Origin of the sequence: Idiomarina sp. UBA4520, assembly GCF_002388365.1 — a bacterium.
In the GTDB taxonomy this organism is placed as follows: domain Bacteria; phylum Pseudomonadota; class Gammaproteobacteria; order Enterobacterales; family Alteromonadaceae; genus Idiomarina; species Idiomarina zobellii.
This window is the reverse complement of the sequence record NZ_DGMK01000020.1, coordinates 66075-84410: the sequence shown is the minus strand read 5'-3', so window position 1 is coordinate 84410 and position 18336 is coordinate 66075. Positions and strand designations below refer to the sequence as shown.

General features: G+C 47.5%; 14 protein-coding genes. 2 read left to right on the top strand and 12 right to left on the bottom strand.

From position 1 onward, the window contains the following. Positions 1-84 precede the first annotated feature (84 nt). Positions 85-2700: a type I DNA topoisomerase gene (gene topA, locus B3850_RS08725; protein WP_053952853.1), complete on the bottom strand. Its 2616-nt coding sequence runs from the start codon at positions 2698-2700 to the stop codon at positions 85-87. Between the two features lie 295 nt (positions 2701-2995). On the opposite strand from topA, the gene astB reads away from it, so the two are divergent. Further along, positions 2996-4339 carry an N-succinylarginine dihydrolase gene (gene astB / locus B3850_RS08720; RefSeq protein ID WP_286911708.1) on the top strand — a complete coding sequence of 448 codons (1344 nt, stop codon included), beginning with the start codon at positions 2996-2998 and terminating at the stop codon, positions 4337-4339. 85 nt (positions 4340-4424) lie between these two features. On the opposite strand, the gene purF is transcribed toward astB, so the two are convergent. The 10 genes from purF to fabB form a co-directional block, all read right to left on the bottom strand. After that, positions 4425-5942: an amidophosphoribosyltransferase gene (purF, locus tag B3850_RS08715; RefSeq protein WP_286911649.1), complete on the bottom strand. Its 1518-nt coding sequence runs from the start codon at positions 5940-5942 to the stop codon at positions 4425-4427. Between the two features lie 14 nt (positions 5943-5956). Next, on the bottom strand, positions 5957-6451 hold the full coding sequence (locus B3850_RS08710) for a CvpA family protein (RefSeq protein ID WP_286911648.1): 495 nt from the start codon (positions 6449-6451) through the stop codon (positions 5957-5959). Positions 6452-6541: 90 nt separating this feature from the next. Continuing rightward, positions 6542-7093, bottom strand: a complete 552-nt coding sequence (locus B3850_RS08705; protein WP_286911647.1) for an SPOR domain-containing protein — start codon at positions 7091-7093, stop codon at positions 6542-6544. Further along, positions 7090-8370, bottom strand: a complete 1281-nt coding sequence (gene folC, locus B3850_RS08700) for a bifunctional tetrahydrofolate synthase/dihydrofolate synthase (protein ID WP_286873281.1) — start codon at positions 8368-8370, stop codon at positions 7090-7092. The genes B3850_RS08705 and folC overlap by 4 nt, the downstream gene beginning before the upstream one ends. After that, entirely contained in the window at positions 8367-9251 is an 885-nt protein-coding gene (gene accD, locus B3850_RS08695; protein ID WP_053952858.1) for an acetyl-CoA carboxylase, carboxyltransferase subunit beta, read from the bottom strand. The genes folC and accD overlap by 4 nt, the downstream gene beginning before the upstream one ends. Before the next feature lie 83 nt (positions 9252-9334). Beyond that, positions 9335-10117 carry a tRNA pseudouridine(38-40) synthase TruA gene (truA, locus tag B3850_RS08690; RefSeq protein ID WP_286873285.1) on the bottom strand — a complete coding sequence of 261 codons (783 nt, stop codon included), beginning with the start codon at positions 10115-10117 and terminating at the stop codon, positions 9335-9337. An 11-nt stretch (positions 10118-10128) separates the two neighbouring features. Continuing rightward, positions 10129-12582 (bottom strand): FimV/HubP family polar landmark protein, encoded by a 2454-nt coding sequence (locus B3850_RS08685; RefSeq protein WP_286873287.1) that lies wholly within the window; start codon positions 12580-12582, stop codon positions 10129-10131. 79 nt (positions 12583-12661) lie between these two features. After that, positions 12662-13678, bottom strand: a complete 1017-nt coding sequence (locus B3850_RS08680) for an aspartate-semialdehyde dehydrogenase (RefSeq protein WP_286873289.1) — start codon at positions 13676-13678, stop codon at positions 12662-12664. Positions 13679-13687: 9 nt separating this feature from the next. Continuing rightward, positions 13688-14833 (bottom strand): 4-phosphoerythronate dehydrogenase, encoded by a 1146-nt coding sequence (locus B3850_RS08675; RefSeq protein ID WP_286873292.1) that lies wholly within the window; start codon positions 14831-14833, stop codon positions 13688-13690. A 21-nt stretch (positions 14834-14854) separates the two neighbouring features. Further along, positions 14855-16069: a beta-ketoacyl-ACP synthase I gene (gene fabB, locus B3850_RS08670; protein WP_286873295.1), complete on the bottom strand. Its 1215-nt coding sequence runs from the start codon at positions 16067-16069 to the stop codon at positions 14855-14857. A 134-nt stretch (positions 16070-16203) separates the two neighbouring features. On the opposite strand from fabB, the gene mnmC reads away from it, so the two are divergent. Next, positions 16204-18036 carry a bifunctional tRNA (5-methylaminomethyl-2-thiouridine)(34)-methyltransferase MnmD/FAD-dependent 5-carboxymethylaminomethyl-2-thiouridine(34) oxidoreductase MnmC gene (mnmC, locus tag B3850_RS08665; protein ID WP_286873298.1) on the top strand — a complete coding sequence of 611 codons (1833 nt, stop codon included), beginning with the start codon at positions 16204-16206 and terminating at the stop codon, positions 18034-18036. On the opposite strand, the gene B3850_RS08660 is transcribed toward mnmC, so the two are convergent. After that, complete coding sequence (locus B3850_RS08660; protein ID WP_053952865.1) at positions 18010-18306, bottom strand: YfcL family protein; 297 nt, start codon at positions 18304-18306, stop codon at positions 18010-18012. The genes mnmC and B3850_RS08660 overlap by 27 nt on opposite strands. Between the last annotated feature and the right edge of the window lie 30 nt (positions 18307-18336).

Genomic DNA, 18336 nt, shown 5'->3' with positions numbered 1-18336 from the left:
CTTACCTTTGACACCCGCGCATTATACGAGAGGTTAACTCAGTAAGGCTATTAGCCAACTGAGTATCCGCTTGTCAGTGTTTAACTACTTAGCGTCAACGACCCACTTACCGTCGCGATAAAAGGCTTTCCAGCCCGTTTGCTTCTTGTTCACCTCAGTGACTACGTATTGCTCTTTATTCTTACGTGAGAAGCGAACAATGGCATCATTACCGTCGTCATCCTCTTGCGGTGCCTCAGCAAGATACAGAAACTTCTTAGGCAAACGCTCTTTGAAGCGAGCTAACTCTTTTACCGTTACCGCACGGGTTTCGCGCGACTTCGGAAAGGTATTTGCCGATAAGAAAATACCCGAGGCTCCGTCTCGCAAAACAAAATATGCGTCGGAGTCTTCGCAAGGTAATTCTGGTAACGGTACCGGGTCTTCTTTTGGTGGTGCAGGCTCGCCATTTCGAAGTAATTTACGTGTGTTCTTGCACTCACTATTGGTACAGCCGAAGTACTTACCGAAACGACCATTTTTAAGCTGCATTTCAGAGCCGCACTTATCGCATTCAATAGTCGGACCGTCATACCCTTTAATGCGGAATTTTCCGCGTTCGAGTAACTGCCCGTCGCAGGTTGGGTTGTTACCACACACATGCAACTTGCGTTGTTCATCAATTAAATAGCTGTCCATAGCGGTACCGCATTTCGGGCAGCGCTTCTTAGCACGCAGAGCTTCTGTTTCCCGCTCTTCTTCGTCGCTGACTTCTATGGCTTCTTCACCAGGTGTCAGATTAATTGTCTTAGTGCAGCGTTCTTTCGGTGGCAGGTTATAACCAGAGCAACCAAGAAACACACCCGTTGATGCGGTACGAATACCCATTTTGCGCCCACATTCCGGGCAATCAATATCGGTCAGCACCACACTGTTTGCGCGCATGCCTCCTTCTTCAGGGTCAAGCTCCGCCTTTTCCAGCCGCTGCTTGAAGTCTTCATAAAAGCTGTCCAGCGTTTCTTTCCAATTACGCTTACCGGCCGCAATGTCATCAAGAGCCTGTTCCATTTCGGCGGTAAAATTGTAATTCATCAGCTCTGTGAAGTTTTCTATCAAGCGGTCATTGACAATTTCGCCCATCTTCTCAGCAAAGAAACGACGGTTTTCTACGCGTACGTAACCGCGGTCCTGAATGGTCGAGATAATAGACGCGTAGGTTGAAGGTCGGCCAATACCGCGCTTCTCTAACTCTTTAACCAAGGATGCTTCACTGTACCGTGCCGGAGGCTTCGTGAAATGCTGCTCTGGCTCTAAGTGCTCAAGTGTCAGTGAATCACCTTTTTTCAAGTCCGGTAAGTTCGTATCACCGTCCTTTTTCGATGAAGGTGGCATCACCTTTGTCCAGCCCGGGAAGCGCATAACCCGACCACGAGCTTTCAATTCAAAATCCCCGGCGGTAGCGATTAATGTCGTGCTATCGTACTTAGCTGGCGTCATCTGACAAGCGACAAACTGTCGCCAAATCAACTCGTAAAGGCGCTGAGCATCTCGTTCCATTGACGACAAAGACGACGCTTTAATAGCAACATCTGATGGGCGTATCGCTTCGTGGGCTTCCTGTGCGTTACTTTTTGCACCATAACGATTAGGCGACTCCGGCAAATACTTTTTGCCGAACTCACTTTCAATAAGCCCCCGACATGCATTAACTGCTTCTGAGCTTAGGTTCGTCGAGTCGGTACGCATATAGGTGATATGCCCCGCTTCATACAACCGCTGAGCCATCATCATGGTTTTCTTAACGCCGAAGCCTAAGCGAGTACTAGCCGCCTGTTGCAGAGTTGACGTAATAAAAGGCGCACCAGGCTTGCTGGAAGTCGGCTTATCTTCACGAGAAGTTATCTCGTAATCCGCACCTTTTAGTAAGTTTAATGCTTTATTGGTTTCTTCTTCATTAACCGGGCGGAAGTTTTTGCCGGCTTCTTTAATAACCTGCATACGTAGCTTATCGCTTGCAGTGCTGGCTAAATCAGCATAAACGTCCCAGTATTCTTCCGGTACAAAGGCTTTAATTTCGCGCTCGCGCTCAACCACTAAACGCACAGCGACTGACTGTACGCGTCCGGCGGACAAACCTCTTGCAACCTTTTTCCACAATAGCGGCGACACCATAAAACCAACGACACGGTCGAGGAAGCGCCGTGTCTGTTGAGCATTCACACGATCAGTATTTAATTGTGCCGGGTGTTTAAACGCTTCCTGAATGGCGTTTTTGGTAATTTCGTTAAATACCACACGCTTAAAGCGGTCGTCCTCGCCACCAATTAATTCCCGCAAGTGCCAGGCAATTGCCTCCCCTTCGCGGTCCAAATCCGTTGCGAGAATAATTTCGTCTGACTTTTTCGCCAGTTGCTTGAGCTCTTTAACGACTTTCTCTTTTCCCTGAAGCACTTCGTAATGAGCTTCCCAGTCATTTTCCGGGTCAATACCCATGCGAGCTATCAAGCGTTTATAGTCACGCTCTTTCTGATACTTCGCTTTTGCTTCAGGCGACATTTTGCGAACTTCTGCTGCCGGCTTGCTTTTCACCGTTTCAGTCGCACGCGTTGGCAGATCACGCACGTGACCAACGCTGGACTTAACCACAAAGTCCTTTCCCAGATACTTATTAATGGTTTTGGCTTTTGCCGGAGACTCGACAATGACGAGCGATTTAGCCATAGAATAATCGTTCTCTTGTTATAGATGACCGTGTATATACGTGCTAAAGATATAAATTACAAGGGCAATTGTTCTTCAGCGGCCTTTTTTAGGTATATCGGTTATCGTTACGAGAAACAACCATGATTGGTGCTTTTTGATAAAAATTCGCACAAATTAAATATTCAGTCAAAACAAGCGGGGCCTTAGCAAAGGCTTTAAAATAAAGGCTTTCAAGGGCATTTTAAAACAGTATAATGTGTCACAAATTCAATGAGCAGGTGCACACAACGTGCAGGAGTAATCCCTAGTGAGCATGGAACACTTTGAAGTCAACTACGACGGCTTAGTCGGCCCAACCCATAATTACGCCGGACTGTCTTTTGGTAACGTCGCGTCTTTAGCAAATGCTAAAGCGTCATCCAGCCCAAAAGATGCGGCATTGCAAGGCTTGAAAAAAATGAAGGCGTTGCACGATATGGGGATGAAGCAAGGTGTTCTTGCGCCACAAGAGCGTCCTGACACGCACGCATTGCGTCGCTTAGGGTTTACCGGAACTGACGCTGAAGTGCTTTATAAAGCCGCCTCTGAAGCTCCCGCTATTTTTCAGGCGGTGTGCTCTGCATCCAGCATGTGGACAGCCAATGCAGCAACAGTATCGCCAAGTGCTGATACTGCTAATGGCAAAGTTCACTTTACACCGGCTAATTTAACGAACAAATATCACCGTTCATTAGAGCCCGAAACCAGCGGCCGCATACTACAGGCCATGTTCGAAAATTCTCGCTACTTCGAACACCATAAACACTTGCCTGATAACGAACATTTTGGTGATGAAGGTGCAGCAAACCATACGCGTTTATGTAATGAGTACGGTCATGCCGGCGTCGAGGTATTTGTTTATGGTCGCCATGCATTTGACAGCTCGAAGCCTGCGCCTAAACGCTATCCGGCACGTCAAACTCTGGAAGCATCTCAGGCTATTGCCCGCCTGCACGGCCTGAGCGAAGACAACACCGTATTTATGCAGCAAAACCCCGATGTTATTGACCAAGGGGTTTTCCATAATGACGTCATTGCTGTCGGTAACCAGAATGTCCTTTTCTACCACGAACAAGCTTTCGCAGATACTGACACTAAACTGGCTGAAATTCAGAAAAAATTCGGCAACGATGGTGAGCTACACTTTATTAAAGTCGCAACTGACGATGTGAGTGTGGAAGATGCAGTAAGCACTTACCTATTCAACACTCAGCTTATCACGCCACCGAATGGTGAAATGACAATTATTGCCCCAACAGAATGTGAAGAGAACCCACGTGTAAAAAGTTACCTGGAAGGCCTTGTCAGCCAAGGCGGTCCTATTAAGCACGTGAAGTTCTTTGACGTAAAGCAGAGTATGCGCAACGGTGGTGGCCCAGCATGTCTGCGCCTACGTGTAGCCATGAACGACGAAGAAATTGCGGCAGCAAATCAGAATTGCTTAATGTCGGACGCGCTGTTTGACCGTTTGAACCAATGGGTTAATAAACACTATCGCGATGAATTAGCGGTCGATGACTTAAAAGATCCAGCCTTATTAGAAGAATCTCGCGCCGCTTTGGATGAGTTAACTCAAATTATGAAGTTAGGTTCAGTCTACGCGTTCCAACGTGACTAGTTCACATTGAACTTCCATACAAAAGGGCGCTGGGAGTATTCCTCAGCGCCCTTTTTAATTGCGTTAAATGCTCTAAGCAGCCAAATTAGTCGTTATCGTTATGCAACTCTAAGTTCGCGTCTTCAGAGCCTTCTCGCTCCGCTCTTGCCGTATCATTGCGAGCAGCATGTAACTTGTCCAGATACTCTTGGTTTACATCACCCGTGACATACTCACCACTAAATACCGAGGTTTCAAAACGTTTAATTGACGTATTTTCTTCACCTACTGCGGCGACTAAGTCATCAAGGTCTTGATAAATTAAACCGTCAGCCTTAATCATGTCGCGAATTTCGATAGCTTCACGACCGTGCCCAATTAGCTCGTTTGCGCTCGGCATATCAATACCATAAACATTCGGGAAACGAATTTCAGGCGCTGCTGATGCAAAATACACCTTTTTAGCTCCCGCCTCACGAGCCATTTCAATAATCTGCTCAGAGGTTGTGCCACGCACGATAGAGTCATCTACTAACAAGACGTTCTTGCCTTTAAACTCAGCACTAATTGCGTTGAGTTTACGACGAACCGACTTACGACGCTGAGTTTGTCCCGGCATAATGAACGTGCGGCCAATATAGCGGTTTTTCACAAAACCCTGGCGATACGGCAAATCAAGCACACTGGCAATTTCCAGAGCAATATCACAGCTTGTTTCCGGGATAGGAATAACCACATCGATATCTAAGTCGGCATAATCGCGTTTCAGTTTTTCACCCAGTTTACGGCCCATATTGACACGGCTAGCATAAACCGAAATACCGTCGATGAACGAGTCAGGGCGGGCAAAATAGACATATTCAAATATACACGGGCAATGCATAGGTTTATCAGCGCACTGCCGCGAATAGAGCTTACCGTCATTGGTAATAAAGATAGCTTCGCCAGGCTCGACATCTCGCAGATATTTAAAGCCTGTGCCGTCAATAGCAACACTTTCAGAAGCAACAATGTACTCTTCTCCGTCTTCCGTATCTCGTTTCCCCAATGCCAGAGGACGAATGCCCCATGGGTCACGGAAGGCAACCAAACCATGCCCAATGATCATTGCTACAACTGCATATGCGCCGCGAACTTTTCGGTGAACAGCAGTAACCGTTCTGAAAATATCATCATCGTTTAGCGTTAAGCTATCGTTTTTATCCAGTTCGTTAGCAAAGACGTTCAGTAAAATCTCTGAATCTGACGTGGTATTAATGTGGCGACGGGCGGTTTTAAACAAATGCTCGTGAACATCGGCTGCGTTTGTCAGGTTACCGTTATGTGCCATAGCAATACCAAACGGCGAGTTCACATAAAATGGTTGAGCCTCTGCAGAGCTTGAGCTTCCTGCCGTTGGGTAGCGAACATGACCGATACCAACAGTACCGGATAAACGGTGCATATGACGGGTATGAAAAACATCCCGAACCAAACCGTTTGCCTTGCGCAAACGTAATGTATTGTGCTCATCAACGGTCATTATGCCTGCGGCATCCTGCCCCCGATGCTGAAGCATGGTTAAACCATCATAAAGCGCTTGGTTAACCGGCTGCTTACCAACAATACCAACAATACCACACATGTCTTTTCACCATTCTATACAGGTTGAGGGACTAAAAAACTCGAGCTGTTCTCCAGGTAACTGAAGAACCATTGAATAAAGAGTCCAAAATGAGGAATGAGTAACGAATTTTGCCACCACTCGCTGGACGATAGCGGCGTAAATGAGTCGATAAAAAACAATAATGCGCTAACAATGAGCAAACCTCTGAGCGCACCAAAAACCAGCCCCAGCACCCTGTCTGTTCCAGATAACCCAGTGTGTTGAACCAGTTTTGAAATAATGTAGTTAAGAATTGCGCCAATAATCAGCGTCGCAACAAACAAAGCGGCTATGGCGGCGGCGTTTCTGAGCATAGGCTGCTCAATGCCAGTGAAGTAAACAGCTAAGTCTTGGTAAAAATAACTGGCGATGAAAAATGCAGATATCCAAATTGCCAGGGAGACTGCTTCTTTGACAAAGCCCCTAACCAAGCTAATTACTGAGGACAGGCCAATAATAATGATAATGGCATAGTCAATCCAGACCATAAGCACTCACATTTGCTGCGCAAAAGACGGCGTGGATTTTAACAGAACAGGTGCATAATTGTGAGTTTTTTACACACATATTGCACTTTTTTATGGCTTGTACGTCATTATTTTGCCGTCCAGTCCCGTCAGTTCTTTCAGTGGAGCCAGTTGTTTTTGAAGCTCCGCTTCAGAGGTATCAGGTCCCACAAGCAGCCGAGTTATTTTCCCACTGGCTGACTTTTCTGAGTAAGCCGCGTAACCTCTATCTCTAAGCTGTTCAACAAGCTTTCTGACGCTGTCTTCTTTACTAAAAGCACCGAGTTGAATAACCCAGGCTTTACCGTCAATTTCTGCTTCGACCGGCTCTCTGGGAGGCGCTTTAAGCCCTTTATCTTCGGCGATAGGCTCGGCGGACTCTGCTGTCACCTCAGTGTCTTCTTGCTGTGACACTTCTTCTACAGGTTCCGCAATCAAGTCGTCAGACATTGCGTTAGGCTGCTGCAAAGCCTCTTCAGACTCAGGCTTCAAAGGTATGGTTTCGATGGGGTCGACCGGCTGCTCTTTTTTACCATCCAGTACTTCAGGAATAATAATTACCGCTAAAGCGACAAGTATTAAGGTACCGACAAGACGGTTTTGCAAAGGACTGGCCAAGGTCACGCTCCCACTATTAATTGATTAACGCTGGACACAGTGTAAAACGAGCCGAACACGAAAACCAGTGGCTTCTCGTCACATTGACTGGCTTTTTCTATTGCACTCTCAAAAGCCGCGTTCACACTGTCAAAGGTTCGATAGTTATCTGTCAGTGCCATAACTTCCGCTAATTTGTCGGCTTGCTCACCGCGAGGCTCTTTTAACGTACCGACAAACCACTGTGTAATGATTTGCTGTAACGCAGCTTTGACCCCGACATGATCTTTATCCGACAGCATGCCAATAACAGCATAAATCGGCCTATTCTTGTAGCTCGATGCAATGTACCTTGAAGCATAAGCAGCGGCCTGAGGATTATGAGCAACATCTAAGAGCACGTCGACATTATTATACTGCGCGACCTGCATTCGACCTGTCAAAGCAGCGGAAATTAAGCCCATTTTAATCGCGTCGAGGCTAACAGGAAGTGGCAGATGCTCAATAGCCGCAATAGCTGTTGATGCGTTAATGAGCGGCAACTTAGGTTTGGGGAGGTGGCGAGCATAGACCCTATGGCTGCGATATTCCCAGTCCTTTTCAAGCTCTTTTCTGAAAAAGTCTTTCCCTACTTGGATAAGTTTGGCGCCAATAGTATCAGCCGACTCCTTTATTGACTCAGGCGCATTTTCATCACCACAAATCAGCGGTTTATTATTACGCGCTATACCCGCTTTTTCGCGACCTATTTGTTCGCGGTTATCACCAAGGAAAGCGATATGGTCAATACCGACACTGGTAATGACTGACACATCAGGTTCAACACAGTTAACTGCATCGAGCCGCCCTCCTAAGCCTACTTCAAGTATGGCTACGTCAACGTCTGCCTGCTTAATAAGATGTAAAGCAGCCAAAGTACCAAATTCAAAATAGGTAAGGGAAGTTTGCTGCCGCGCCTCATTGATAACCGAAAACGCTTTCGCATGACTTTGTTCAGGCAGCATTTTTCGGTTAATACGTACCCTCTCTTCATATTTGACGATATGCGGAGAAGTATACACTGCGGTTTTATAGCCAGCGGCCGACAACATTTCTTCTAAGTAACAAACTGTCGAGCCTTTTCCATTAGTTCCGCCAACCGTGATGACGTATGGTGCAGGTGTCAATACACCTGCATTTGCAGCTACCTGAGACACACGCTCCAACCCCATATCAATCTCGGTAGGGTGAAGCTTTTCCAGATAGTCGAGCCATACCTGCAGCTTGTCAGAAGCGACAGGTATGTATGAAGGAGTGTCACTCATTCTGTTTCAGGTTGGGTATCAACAGCCGTTTCGGGGGAAGGCAGGTGTTGCATTTTTGCCAGCAAGCGCGCCACTGTGTCACGCATGTCGCGTCTGTCCACGATCATGTCGATAGCACCGTGCTCAAGCAAAAACTCAGCACGCTGGAAGCCTTCCGGAAGAGTCTGACGCACAGTTTGCTCAATAACTCGAGGACCGGCAAAGCCAATAAGCGCTTTAGGTTCAGCAATATGGATATCACCGAGCATTGCTAAACTGGCCGATACCCCACCCATGGTCGGGTCAGTCAATACAGAAATAAACGGAATACCTTCTTCACTCATACGAGCCAGCGCCGCAGACGTTTTAGCCATTTGCATCAATGACATTAAGGCTTCCTGCATACGAGCGCCGCCCGATGCTGAGAAGCAAACCAAAGGTATGCGTTTTTCCAGGCAAACTTCAGCGGCTTTTACAAACTTAGCGCCAACCACTGAGGCCATTGACCCGCCCATAAAATTAAAATCAAAAGCAACGGCGACCAGAGGAACACCTTTTACCATACCTTTTTGCGCAATAAGCGCGTCGTTTTCGCCGGTACTTTTCTGCGCCGCAGCAATACGGTCTTTATACTTTTTAGAGTCTTTAAACTTTAGGACATCTTTCGGCTCAAGGTCGGTACCTATTTCCTCTCGGTTACCTTCATCTAAAAAGATATCCAGCCGGCGTCGACCGGTCACACGCATGTGATGATCGCATTTAGGACAAACATCCAGACTGCGCTCTAAGTCAGCACGATAAATAATGTTGTCACAAGAGGTACATTTGCTCCAAACCCCTTCAGGAACACCGCGTCTCTTGTTTATTTTTGGCTTTGCGAGAATTCTTTCAATCCAGCTCATAATATTCGGCTTACAGCTCTAATAAGTTTATTGGAATAGCTTACATGGTAGCACAATTCAATCAAGAAAAGAGGTCATAACAGTCACTCTAACCAGAGTGGCCCTGGAGTTACCACAGGAATTTCATAGTCGTCAGGATAAGTCACCGCAACCAAATATAAACCGCCTGGCTTGGCTGTTGCTGCGGCCTGCGTCCTATCTTTTAATTCGAGTAACTCTTTGAGCCAGGATGTAGGCTGTTGCTCCTGCCCTATAACAATAAGACTACCGACAATATTTCGCACCATGTGGTGAAGGAATGCGTTGGCGCTAATATCGACAATAACAAAGTTACCTTTGCGCGTTACCTCTAACCGAGTGACATTACGGTTAGCCGAATGTGACTGGCACTGAGCTGCCCGAAAGGAGGTAAAGTCATGCTCTCCAATTAACGCTTGAGCGGCTTCATGCATCAGGTGCTCATTCAGTGGTTGGTGGTAATGACTGACGCCAGATGAATGTATACCAGGCCTTAAGCGCGTATTGGCAATAATGTAGCGATAGCGTCTGGCTGTTGCGCTGAACCGCGCGCTGAAGTCATTTGCTACAGGCTTTGCCCAGCGTACTGCTATTCCATCGGGCAGGTTACTATTAACACCGAGCGTCCAGGCCGCACTTTTTCGTTCGCTTTCTACATCAAAATGCACAACTTGTGCTGTCGCATGAACACCCGCATCGGTTCGGCCAGCACAGGTGACTTCAACGGTTTCATTGGCGACTTTACTTAATGCCTCTTCCAGGTGTTGCTGGACACTAATGACTTCACGTTGTCGCTGCCAGCCATAGTACTGACTGCCGTCATACTCTAGCCCCAGAGCTATTCGCATACTACTTAACCTTACGAATCTAAACGGTTTTTAAGAGTTTTTGCTTCTTCAGCAAGCGCTTCGTCGTCGCCATCAATCAGCTGTTGAAGAATTTCCCGCGCTTCATCTTTCTCGTCCATCTCAATATAAGCGCGAGCTAAATCGAGCTGCCCAGCTGGATCATCATCCGCCGGCGCATCGCCTTCCTGGCCCGCATCTTCGTCCGGCAATACGTCCTTGACTGCTGACGACTCGTAGCGGTCATCATCTTCGTCTTCTTCGTCAGCTTCCGCCATCAGCGAATCGATATCGACGTAATCTTCATCGTCGTTTGCCGTAAATGAATCTTCATCATCTTGGCTTTCTGCTTCAGTTTCAGCCTCAGTAGACGTTTCTTCCGTTTCGGGCGATTCTTCGTCCGTCTCCGGCGCACCGCCAAACAGTGATTCTAAATCTTCATCGGCCTGACTTTCTGCTTCATCTAACGCTTCATCGTCTTCCGGAACTTCTTCTTCAATATCATCAAAGTCATCAAGCGCCTGAGTCACTTCATCCGATTCTTTTAGAAGTTGCTCAAGATCATCACTCTCCTCTTCGCCTTCAAGAGTTTCATCATGTTCGGAGTCATCACCGCTCTCAACTTCAGTCTCAGCAACGTTCTCAGTGTCATCAGTGGTACTTTCTTCGAACTGGGCAAGAATGTCATCCGGATCTATCGCTTCTTCTGTCTCGCTCGCTTCAGAAGGCGCCTCGTCAGAGCTTGGGGTGTCTTCTAATACGTCCTCGCTCGATGCTTCTTCGGTGCTTTCATCAGCTTCTAATTCGTCACCTAGCCCTAAATCTGCCAGCACATCATCGACTTCACTGTCGTCAAAGTCATCCGGGAGTAAGTCATCCGACTCGTCCTTGTCATTTTCGGCTTCTTCATCAGACGCCTCGGCACTCTCCTCGGTACTTTCCTCGGCATTCTCCTCCTGAGGCTCCTCTACTTGATCATCTTCAGAAGTTTCGCCTTCACTCTCTGAAGACTCAGATTCGGCTTCCTCAGGCACTTCATTGTCTTCATCATTTTGTGGCTGCGCCTCAGAGTCTAACTCTTCGTCTGAGGTCTCTGCATCTGAGCTATCTGCAGCTGGCTCGTCATCAGTGACTTCATCGTCACCAACAGATAAGTCAATGGCTTCTTCATCATCGTCCGACTCGCCAAATAGTTTATCCAGCTCTTCCTGAGACAACTCACCTGCGTCGTCATCGTCGTCAGGTAACACGACTTTGTCGTCTTCATCAATATCATCATCAGCATCATCAGTGGCTGACGGCGCGTCCTGCTGACTTGACTTGTCATTTTCATCATCGTCCAGCTGTATACTGAAGTCTTCTTCGGATTCGGCTTTCCCTGAGCCACTAAGCTCAGCCTCGAGAGCACTTAAATCGTCACCCTCATCTTCTTCATCGTCTTCGGCTTGCTGGCTGTCATCGATATCAAAAATGCCGTCACCGGTATCATTTTGCGGAGCGCCCCCCATTAACTCTTTGTCGAGTTCTGCGGCGGCTTCTTCCTCACTTAACTCTTTTTTACTAGCGACTTCTGGCTCTTCATCTTTATTCTTCGAAGAGCGTTTCATTAAGAATAAAACAATACCGCCAATAATCAGTAACGCAGGTAGTATCGAAACTAAGAGCATATTGATTGGGTTTTGCAGCCAATTAATAAAGCCAGACTCTTCTTCTGCCTGACGCATTGCCGCCTGCTGCTCTATCAGCTCCTGCTGCTGAGCAAGAACTTGTTGAAATTGGGTTTCTAATTCATCCGTTTTGGTCGCACTTTGTGCCAGCTCATCCAATCGCTCGGCTAAAGAATCAATACGTTGCTGTAACGACTGATTCTCGTCATACATTTGCTGAACCGTTTGCATGGAACTGCGAACTTCATTGCGCAGGTCTTCAAAGTTCTGTTCCTGACGTTGTTCAACCTCTTGCACAGCCTGTTCTGCACGCGTTTTCGCTTCTTTAAGCAGCTGCGTTTGCTCTTCTCGTGTTCGTTGAGTGCTTTGTTCTACTTCAGAGAGCTGTTGTGATTTTTCCTTTAACTGACCGTCAACCACTACCTGTCGACGTGCAGCCTCAGGGTTAACCATTTGAATTTCCTGCAATGACGGTATGCGCAGGTAAAAACCGTCAAGCATACGGTTCATATTGCCATCGACAAAGGCGTCATCATTTGCCTGAACAATGGCAACCATCGTTTGATACTGAGTAACGCTGGAATGCGGTTTGTAGCGACGAGCAATGTCCCACAGGGTGTCGTTAGAGGTGATAGGTCCATAACGCTCCTGACCAATACGAACGTCTTCAGCTTCAGAACCTTTAGGGCCTTTAATAACCGTGCCATCCTGCCACGGCAAAGCACTACTACTGATGCTCACCAGTAACAGTGCTGCCAATGAAAGATGTTTATACACTTGCCCTGTAATCGTTTTTTTCATCCCTTGTTCTCTGCCCGCGCTTTGCTCTTATCTTTAACGGCGTCAGTAATAAAAACTTTATGACATACAGCCGCTTAAATTACCAGTATTCGCGAATTAAAGTTTCTGCAATTTGAATACTGTTGGTTGCGGCACCTTTGCGAATGTTGTCAGACACCACCCATAAATTTAAACCTTGAGGGTGACTAATATCTTCACGTACACGCCCGACGAACACGTCGTCTTTACCGGCAGCATCGCTTACTTGCGTAGGGAACTCTTCACGTTGTTCCATAAGCGTTACGCCAGGTGCTTCGCTTAATAACTGCTTGGTATGCTCTGCTGTTATTGGCTGACGAGTTTCAATATGTATGGCTTCAGCGTGACCATAAAAAACCGGCACACGCACCGCTGTCGCATTAACGCGCACGCTCGGATCATTAAATATTTTTTGCGTTTCCCACACCATTTTCATTTCTTCTTTGGTGTAGTCGTTATCCTGGAACACATCGATTTGCGGAATGCAGTTAAACGCAATTTGGCGACTGAAGTTTTCAACCGTTGGCTGCTTTGCATTCAACAGTTCGGCTGTCTGCTTTGCCAATTCTTCCATTGCTTCTTTGCCAGCACCAGACACCGACTGATAAGTGGCAACGTTAATGCGCTCAATACCCACAGCATCATGTATCGGCTTTAGCGCAACCAGCATTTGAATAGTTGAGCAGTTCGGGTTCGCAATAATATTTCGGTTACGAAAATCAGCCAGAGCCCAGGCATTGACCTCTGGCACAACCAAAGGAATGTCAGGCTCGTAACGAAACTCCGACGTGTTATCAATAACCACACACCCCGCTTCCGCAGCTTTAGGTGCAAACTCCCGTGAAATAGAGCCGCCGGCAGAAAAGAACGCAATATCGGCATTTGACCAGTCAAAGTCATCGGCCACTAAGACTTCTGTTTCTTCACCGTTAAAGTTGACTGTCGCCCCTGCTGAACGGGCGCTTGCTAACGGGTATAGTTCGGCAACCGGAAATTTTCGCTCAGCTAGAATATCAATCATTTGTTGACCCACTAAGCCTGTTGCACCAAGAACTGCTATGCGAAACCCGTCTGCCATAAGTACTCCTTAACGGTTGACTTGTCGGGCACTAAAGCCCAACTGTAAAAATTGGATATATTGCTCGCTATTATGGCATGTAACGCCCTGATTTATGAACTCTCTGCGAGGGCTTTCTTTGCGATATTTTTTTCGTAAAGTATCAAAGCCTTCCTGTGTCTGTGCATCACGGCGGAAAAGCGCATCGTCTTCCATAATGTCGTAGTGCTGCTTGACCCAATGTGACAGCGAACTTAATGGCCATAGTTGTTTTGCGTTCAGCGCAGGCCATGTAGGGTTCGGCAACACCGCGCTTTTGTCATAATTAGTTTCAAGCTGAAAGTGCTGCAACAGAGCATTAGCAACCATTATGGCACCACCCACCTTACCTTCCAGGCTATGACCGGCAATGTGAGGAGTGGCAATGTCAACGTAGTCAACCAAAGGCTTTAAAACCTTAGGCTCTCCTTCCCACACATCGAGCACAATAAAAGGTCTTTCACCCTGCTGAGCTCTTTCCAGCAATGCGACGTTATCTATCACAGAACCACGGCTGGCATTAATCAGCAACTGGTTTTCATGTAGCGACTGTAGCGCCGTATGCTCAAACAAATGGTGAGTCGGATACTCGTCGCCCCGCGTCAACGGGACATGGCAGGAAATAATATCGGCTGTGATAACACGTTGCCAGTGGTCGTGAACTGCCTTTTCGCCTTTTTTACTCAATGGCGGATCGTAATAATGCACGTTCATGCCAAGCGCTTGTAAGCGTTGGCCCGCAGCCTGTCCAGTATGGCCAGCACCAACAATAGCAACGTCTAAGTCAGCTAGCGAATCAATGTTTTGTCCGTTTAACCACTGCAAAACAGCACATAGTACATACTCACCGACAGAGGCAGCGTTAGCCCCCGGAGCATGTGCAAAGGCAATACCTTTTTCAGCCAGGGCTTGTGAGTCGATATGCTCGGTACCAATAGTTGCAGAGGCCACAAAGGTTAACTTTGGGGCTTTTTCCAATAGCTCTTTATTGACTTGAGTAATAGAGCGAACCAGCAATGCATCCGCATTTGCCAGTAACTCTGGGGGAGGTTCTCTTTCTGAGAAAAAATGAAGGTTTCCTGCGCCTGACAACAATGTCGACAGCGCAGGAATGTTTCTATCGGCGACGATATTCATCGTACCAACCGATGACACAGCTTACTCTGCGTATTGGCGCATAACCAATGACGCGTTTGTGCCACCAAAACCAAAGCTATTAGACATAACCGTACGTAATGGTGCATCGGTTGTTTGACGGATGATATTCATACCATCAGCTTGTTCATCCAGCTTTTCAATGTTGATAGACGGTGTTACAAAACCGTGCTTCAACATAAGCAGTGAATAAATCGCTTCATGCACACCTGCGGCGCCTAACGCGTGACCGGTCATAGCTTTGGTTGCGCTAATCATTGGTGTCTTTTCAGGGAACACCTCACGAATGGCTTCTAGTTCTTTCACGTCGCCCACTGGCGTGCTGGTTCCGTGGGTATTCAGATAGTCGATTGGGCTGTCGACGGTTTCCATTGCCATTTTCATGCAACGAACCGCACCTTCACCTGACGGTGCAACCATGTCATAGCCGTCTGAAGTAGCGCCGTAGCCAACAATTTCGCCGTAAATTTTCGCGCCACGTGCTTTAGCCGCTTCTAGCTCTTCAATAACCAAGATACCGCCACCACCAGCAGGGACGAAACCATCGCGACCCTGGTCATAGGTACGCGATGCTTTCTCAGGCGTATCATTGTATTTAGTACTTAATGCGCCCATGGCGTCGAACTCCATGCCCAAAGTCCAGTGAAGCTCTTCACCACCGCCGGCAAAGACACGGTCTTGCTTACCAAATTGAATAAGCTCTAAAGCGTGACCAATACAGTGTGCTGACGTCGCACACGCTGAACTAATTGAATAGTTCACGCCTTTTATTTTGAAAGGCGTCGCAAGACATGCTGATGTCGTGGATGCCATGCAACGAGGTACCATATAAGGCCCTACGCGTTTCACGCCGCGCTCGCGCAGAATATCTGCCGCAGCAACTTGATGCTCACCAGAAGCGCCACCCGAGCCAACAACCAGCCCGGTACGAGGGTTGGAAATTTCATCTTCGCTTAAACCTGCATCTTCAATTGCCTGGGACATAGCAATATAAGCATAAGCAGCTGAGTCACCCATAAAGCGCAATGCTTTACGATCGATATGGTCTTTAGGGTCAAGCTTTACCGGCCCCCAAACCTGACAGCGAAGTCCCATCTCCGCAAAAGATTCAGAGCGGCTAATGCCTGACTTGCCCTGACGCAAGCTGTCCAGTACTTCTTCTTGATTGTTACCGATGCTTGATACGATACCAAGGCCGGTTATCACTGCTCTTCTCATTCTAAAATCCTGTCTGACATTTATACGTCGGTATAGTAACTAACGTGTTCTAAGAATGTGGTCTGCTTTGTGCACTGTTTTTAGTAATCTTGTTATTATAGCGAGCATCTGCCAATAAATCATGGGGCAAACACTTGAATTCTAAAGCGTCGGTCAAGTTTAACGAGTATGGCGTACCTGTTTCCACCACTTTCGATGATATTTATTTTTCAATAGAAAGTGGCATTGACGAAAGCCAATACGTATTTCTTAAGCACAACGGATTACCTGAGCGTTGGCAGAACCTTAAAAAACAAGAATGCTTTACCATTGCAGAAACAGGTTTTGGTACCGGCCTTAACTTTTTACTGGCCTGGCAACAGTTTCTTGAGCATGCGCCAGCTAACGCTCGCCTGCACTTTATCAGCTTTGAAAAGTTTCCCTTAACTGTTCAGCAACTGCAACAAGCTTACGCCTTACTACCAGAGGTGGAGAGTATCAGCTCGCAGTTTCTATCTCATTACCCGTCACCCGAGCCCGGGTGCCACCGCCTTACCTTTGCAGAGGGAAGAGTTACATTAGATTTGTGGATAGGAGACGTTAACGAGCTTTTTCCTCACTGGCAGACACAAGCCAAACGTAGAGTCGATGCATGGTTCTTAGATGGCTTTGCCCCCTCAAAAAATCCGGATATGTGGCAAAATCAGCTATTCGAAACCATGGCGATGACTGCTCATGAAGGAACGACTTATGCCACGTTTACGGCCGCGGGAGTGGTTCGCCGCGGACTTAACGACGCAGGGTTTGCGGTTCACAAAGTTCCCGGCTACGGCCGCAAACGAGAAATGGTGTGTGGTCAGTATCAAGGGCAAGTCGTTAAGCCCGAAACACAGAGCGTCGACCCACAGACCGATAGCGTCGTTATTATTGGCGGCGGAATAAGCGCAGCTTGCTGTGCCGTTTCGTTACATAAACGCGGCGTTACCACTAAGGTTATTGCGCCAAATTTAGCCGACGGCGCATCGGGCAACCCGCAAGGGGCCGTTTACCCTTTACTGCATGCTGAGCATACTCCCCTTAGTCGCTTATACTGGCAAGCGTTTAGCACTGCGCTGAATACTTACCGTCAATACGTGCCCGAGCACTGGCAAGCCAGCGGCGTTTTGCAACCCGCATTCAATGAACAACGAGAGCAGCGCTTTCAAAAAGTAGCTAGTGACTTATATAACGAAACAACGGTTCGTTATTTAAACGCGGAAGAGACGAACAAAGCCGCTGGAATTGCTATCGATACCCCTGCTCTGTTTTATCCTCAAGCGGGCTGGTTAAAACCTGAGCCAGTCGTTAAGTCGTTATTCCGGAAAGCCGGTAGCGACGTCCTCAACCATAAAGTACAAAGCATTAGCCGAACGACCGACGGTGATTGGCGTGTTTCACTGAGCAACGGAGAAAGTATTCAGGCTAAGCGTGTGGTGCTCGCCACGGGTCATAACTTTAATGAGCTGCTACCAGCAGACGTTGAACCTTTGCCGATAAAGCCGGTGCGCGGGCAAATAACTCAAGTTAAAACGACCAAAAGCCTCGCTCCTTTAAAAGCGGTGCTCTGCTATAAAGGCTATTTAGTGCCTGAGTCTGAAGGCATACATTGTCTGGGGGCTACGTTTAATCGTGGTGAAACAGATTTAGCGACACGCTTGGAAGATAACGAAGAAAACCTTAAGCAACTCAACGACAACGCAAAGCAGTCTTGGGCAAAAGAGCTTGACGTTCATACACAACGAGCGTCGGTAAGGGCTACCACACCAGACCATCAACCTGTTGTCGGTCAACTGTACTCAGGGCTTTACGGAATAACCGGGTTGGGTTCCAGAGGTTTTACGTCGGCGCCTTTGCTAGGCGAAATTCTGGCGGGACTAATAAGCAACGATACCCTACCGCTGACCGACGATGCTCTGGCGAGATTATCTCCCGCCCGCTTTCGCCGCTAACTTATCCATTAAGTTTTTAATGTGCGCTTGATCAGCAGGTGCAAGTTCATGGCGTGTGTCATGAACCGCCTGCTCGAGCGACGGCATTAGCTTGTCGGTATCAGCATTTCCGGACATTTCCAACTGTGCTACCACCAAGTCGAAGTGACCACGCAAATAACCGCTGGCAAATAACTCATCGTCATTACCTGAAACCACGGCCTCATCGAACACCGTTTCAAGTTGCTCGACCTGTTGATCAAAGTCCATACTGCCCTCTTCTTGATTCATACTGCGTCACAAAGGTGGGTCATTCTATCG